Source organism: Methylobacterium oxalidis, from assembly GCF_007992195.1.
In the GTDB taxonomy this organism is placed as follows: Bacteria; Pseudomonadota; Alphaproteobacteria; order Rhizobiales; family Beijerinckiaceae; genus Methylobacterium; species Methylobacterium oxalidis.
Window position 1 is genome coordinate 1 of the sequence record NZ_BJZU01000208.1, and the last position, 4,715, is coordinate 4,715.

Consider the following 4,715-nt stretch of genomic DNA (forward strand, 5'->3'; position numbering starts at 1 on the left):
TTTGCTGGCGAGGCCAATCTCGCACAGTCCTTCGTCGATCTCTTCACCCTGCCCGTCAAAACAGGCTGAGGAGCGTCTTCGATCGGGTCGGAACTCGGCGCCATGCCGGAGCGCGGGGCAAGCTGCGCAATGGCAGCCTAGAACGCATCTTCTGGGAAGCGGGCGTACCGCTTCCAGCCGCAAGGTCGAAGATTACCGAAAGGCAAGTTTCGGTCGGCATGAGTCGGTCAGCTCTTCTGGCAAACCTTCTCCGAAGCGGACTGGCGGCTTTCGGCCATCAATGGACGGCAGCTTTGCGTCCATCACGACCGTCTAGCCGACCTAGACGGTATCTCCGAAGCGGACCCGGCAGAATAGAAGAGCGACCTTGGACGATCGCCCTCCGCGCCGAAGCCCGGGATCATCGAGCCTTCCTGCGTCAGCTCACGCCCTTCTCTCAGGCCGAGCGGAAGCTTCGGTCTGCACGACCAGCCGTGTCTCGGTCATTCAGCGGCGACCATGCCGCGATCGGCTCAGTAAGGGTAGCCGTAGTAGTGAAGCGGACCCGGTCGATAGCGTTGGTCTATTGGACGCGGATACGGGTCGTGTCCCATGGCGTGGTGTAGGAGCGCCGGCCCTCGGTAGGGTCCGAGGATTGATCAGGCAGCCACGGCGGACAGCCTGAGGATGGGATCATCGCTCAAGCTAGCGAGTGACTCCAGGCTCAGGTAGCGGCGGGACACGGCCCACTCGTCGTTCTGCTCCAGCATCAGCGCGCCCACGAGCCGGACGACGGCGCGGTCGTTGGGGAAGATGCCGATGACGTCTGCGCGGCGCTGATCTCGCCGTTGAGCCGCTCCAGCGGGTTCGTGGATGCGATCTGCGGCCAGTGCTCACGCGGGAAGGTCATGGAGGCCAGCACGTCCTCACGCGCGCCGTCCATCAGGTCGGCGAGCTTGGGGAAGCGCTCGCGTAGCGCCTCGGCGACCTGCCGCCACTGGGCGTGCGCGGCCTCGGCCGTATCCTGCGCGAAGATCGTCTTGAGCATCGCGATGGCGGCCGGGCGCTGCTTGGCTGGCACATGGGCGAGCGCGTTCCTCATCCAATGCACGCGGCAGCGCTGGTGGGTGGCGGAAAACACCTTGGCGGCGGCTGCCCGCAGGCCCTTGTGGTCGTCGGCCACCACCAACTTCACACCCCGCAGGCCCCGGTCGGCCAAGGAGCGCAAGAAGGCCTTCCAGAACGGCTCGGCCTCCGAGGCGCCGGTGGCCACGCCCAGCACCTCGCGCCGGCCGTCTGTGTTCACGCCCACCGCCACTATGACCGCCCGCGAGACCGGGCTCCCATCGCACAGGTGCGATGGGGACCCTGGATGCGGCCGGCCTCGCGCACCTTCACGTAGGTGGCGTCGATCCACAGGTAGGACCACGCCCCCTCGATGGTCGCGCGAGGAAGGCATTCACCCGCTCGTCGGTCTCTGCGCACAGCCGCGAGACCTGGCTCTTCGACACGCCCGAGCCGCCCATCGCCTTGACCAGATCGTCGACTGCCCGCGTCGAGACGCCGTGGACGTAGGCCTCCTGGATCAAGGCCGTGAGCGCCTTCTCGGCCGTGCGCCGTGGCTCCAGGAACGAGGGCAGATAGCTGCCCTTCCTCAGCTTCGGGATTGCCAGCTCAATCCGTCCTGCCCGCGTCTCCCACGCTCGCACACGGTAGCCATTCCTCTGCGTCAGGCGATCCGGGCTGCGCTGACCGGCCGGCGCGCCGGTGCGGGCCTCAACCTCTAGCTCCATCATGCGCTCGGCAGCAAAGGCCAGCAGGTCGCGCACGAGGTCGCCATCCGCCCCCTTCTCGATCAGCTCGATCAGGGCCATCCTGTCGTCGGTCATCGTCATCTCCGGTCGAGAGTTCAGCTCGCAACCGAACCCTAGCCGAAGACCGGCGATGACCACCTCAGCGGCGGCCCGCTCCTACACCACGCCTGGGGACGTCACCCGCGCCTTGAACCACTGGCGCTGGGCCGCCACGAAGCTGACGAGCGCGACCGGCGCGTCACAGATCAGCCGGGCGATCTGCACCACATCATCGAACCCTTCCTCTGGAGCCGTATCGAGAATGCCGTAGGTATCGAGTTCGGCGAGGCGGAGGGGATTGGAAGTGTGTGGCTTTAGACTGTCGTCGAGTGTGGAAGGCATGCGGCAAGGAGGCAATCGGCTCGAGGAGTTTCAACCTGTAGCAATGCCCGTCTCATGTTGCATACGATTTGGCGCGGATAAGCGGCCACCCTTGTGGGCGCAGACCGGCGAGGCTTAGTCACGCAGCGTCTCTGGCTTCTGCCCATCTGGCAGGATCTCCCTCAGGTGGTCATGCACCATACGGGCCGAGAACGGTTTGGCGATGAAGTGTGCCCCTTCGGGCATATCTCCCGGTTCCGGCTGCACATGGCCAGACGCCACCATAATGGCGATGTGCGGCCACTGGCGAGCGGCTTCGCGTGCGACGGCGAAGCCCGTTGCGCGAGTCGGGCAACTGCACGTCGGTGAACAGCAGAGCGATGACGGCGTACTGCTGGGCGAGCAGCGCCACTCCAGATCGCGTTCTACGTTCAGCGTCACCTGATCTCCCGCCCCACGCTGCGCCACTTCCAAGCAGAAGCCGCGGAGGCATGGAAGAAGGCGACCGCTGCGGCCTGACATGATCAGAATCTGCCGTCTATCCGACTCGGCGACGGCTCCCGGGACAATGCCGCGGAGGGTGTCGCCGCATGCCAGCAGTTGGGTTACTGCGCTGGTCGCCGTGTTTCGTCGTGCCGCCTGAAGTACAGGGTCGGCCCAGACACATTTACTTCCGGCGGGTCAGCCAATGGGCTGCGCGCGTTCATGGTGCCTGAAAGGCCGGGATCGTGCGTCCTAACACGATCGGGAATGGTCTCGTGCCTCGGAGCCATGTTCGGCGATTGCGCTGCGATCGGGCGCCCACCAATTGGCGCTTGGGCAAGCGCAGCGTCCGGTAAAATCCCGAAAAAAGCAAAGGACATCAGAAAATATCTCATGGCAAATTAACTGAACGCTATTGAGATAAGATCTGGCTCTACTGCTTGGTTCCTGCTGAATCCATTTATTTTGGCTTGCTTTCTACATGGCGGAGTTTCGCAATGTGGTCAGCCGTTGCCTTTGAGGCACTCGCAGATCGCCTCGATCACATCGCCGAAAACCTAGTGCCCTGACTCAGACGGATGGTGCAGCCTGACTGTTGAGGATGGCGGCTGCGGGCTTGGTCCAGACGAAGGGCTTGGGCCGCTCGTTGTGCTCGGCGATGTAGCGCTTGATCGCCGCTTGCAGGTCGACGATCCCGGTGAACGTCCCGCGCCGCAGTCGGCGACGTGAGAGCGCCGAGAAGAAGCCCTCGACCGCGTTGAGCCAGGAGGCCGAGGTCGGGGTGAAGTGGAACACCCAGCGCGGGTGGCGCGACAGCCAGGCCCGTACCTTCGCGTGGGTGTGGGTGCGATAGTTGTCGAGCACCACGTGAACCACCTTGCCAGCCGGTACCGCCGCCTCGACGGCGTTGAGGAAGCGCAGGAACTCATCGTGACGATGCCGCTGCATGCAGCGGCCGATCACCGTGCCCTCCAGCACGTTCAGCGCAGCAAAGAGTGTGGTGGTGCCGTGGCGAACGTAGTCGTGCGTGCGCGCCGCCGGACGTCCTGGCGCGAGCGGGCGGTCGGGTCGTGTGCGCTCAAGCGCCTGGATCTGATGGGGTGGATGGCCCCCTACCGACATCAGCGTGCCAAGCTGGTGGCTGTCGAAGTCACCAGGACAGGAGCCATCCGCGATGCAGATTACAACGATCGGCCTCGATCTGGCTAAGCACAACTTCCAGGTTCACGGTGTGGATGCAGCCGGCGCTGTCGTCGAGAAGCGGCGCCTGCGGCGCGGGCAAGTGTTGAGCTACTTCGCCAAGCTCCCACCCTGCCGGATCGGCATCGAGGCCTGCGCCACCGCTCATTTCTGGGCCCGAGAATTGTGCCGGCTCGGGCACGATGTGCGCCTGATCCCACCGCAGTACGTCAAGGCCTACCTCAAGCGCGGCAAGAACGATGCAGCCGACGCCGCCGCCATCTGCGAGGCGGTGTCGCGGCCGTCCATGCGCTTCGTTCCCATCAAGAGCAGGGAGCAGCAGGCCGCCCTGGTCATGCATCGCACGCGCGACCTTCTGGTCCGGCAACGAACCCAGCTGATCAACGCGCTGCGGGCCCATCTGTCCGAGTTCGGCTTGATCGAGGCGCAGGGCCCTTCACACGTGCGACGGTTGCTGGAGAGCATGCAGACGGACGCAACCGTGCCGGACCTGGTGCGCGAAACTCTCACACTCCTGGCTTCCATGCTCGAGGCCGCGCAGATGCAGATCGAGGCGATCGAGGCCAAGATCGCCAAGTGGCACAATGACAATCCGACCAGCCGGCGGCTGGCGACGATCCCGGGCATCGGGCCCCTCATCGCCTCGGCGATCACGGCCACCGTCGCGGACGCCTCCGCCTTTCGCAGCGGGCGCGAGTTTGCAGCTTGGCTCGGCCTCACCCCTCGCCAGAAATCGACCGGGGGCAAGCAGAGACTGGGGCGGATCACCCGCAAGGGCGATCATTACCTGCGACGCCTGCTCATCGTCGGCGCGCAGACCGTTCTCCTACGATCGAAGGCCGCCAGGGCCCAGCCGTGGATCCAAGGTCTGCTGGCCCT

General features: G+C 65.0%; 4 protein-coding genes and 2 pseudogenes. 1 reads left to right on the plus strand and 5 read right to left on the minus strand.

Annotated features, from left to right (window positions below):
• Window positions 1-638: 638 nt before the first annotated feature.
• The 5 genes and pseudogenes from MOX02_RS29335 to MOX02_RS29350 all read right to left on the minus strand — a co-directional run.
• Window positions 639-1,438, minus strand: a pseudogene (locus MOX02_RS29335) (IS256 family transposase).
• Window positions 1,374-1,868: a transposase gene (locus MOX02_RS33085; protein ID WP_373866792.1), complete on the minus strand. Its 495-nt coding sequence runs from the start codon at window positions 1,866-1,868 to the stop codon at window positions 1,374-1,376. The pseudogene MOX02_RS29335 and the gene MOX02_RS33085 overlap by 65 nt, the downstream one beginning before the upstream one ends.
• 81 nt (window positions 1,869-1,949) lie before the next feature.
• Complete coding sequence (locus MOX02_RS29340) at window positions 1,950-2,174, minus strand: hypothetical protein (RefSeq protein ID WP_147029307.1); 225 nt, start codon at window positions 2,172-2,174, stop codon at window positions 1,950-1,952.
• Between the two features lie 114 nt (window positions 2,175-2,288).
• Window positions 2,289-2,594, minus strand: coding sequence for a response regulator (locus tag MOX02_RS29345; protein WP_174804985.1), 306 nt, complete (start codon window positions 2,592-2,594; stop codon window positions 2,289-2,291).
• 612 nt (window positions 2,595-3,206) lie between these two features.
• Window positions 3,207-3,731, minus strand: a pseudogene (locus MOX02_RS29350) (IS630 family transposase); the annotation flags it as partial.
• 79 nt (window positions 3,732-3,810) lie between these two features.
• Between MOX02_RS29350 and MOX02_RS29355 the strand changes: the two are divergent.
• A partial coding sequence (locus MOX02_RS29355) for an IS110 family RNA-guided transposase (RefSeq protein ID WP_147029308.1) occupies window positions 3,811-4,715 on the plus strand: 905 nt, incomplete at its 3' end.

Excerpts from the sequence above, each read along its gene's own strand:
- MOX02_RS33085 (WP_373866792.1), bottom strand. The coding sequence starts at position 1,868 with ATGACCGACGACAGGATGGCCCTGATCGAGCTGATCGAGAAGGGGGCG.
- MOX02_RS29340 (WP_147029307.1), bottom strand. The coding sequence starts at position 2,174 with ATGCCTTCCACACTCGACGACAGTCTAAAGCCACACACTTCCAATCCC.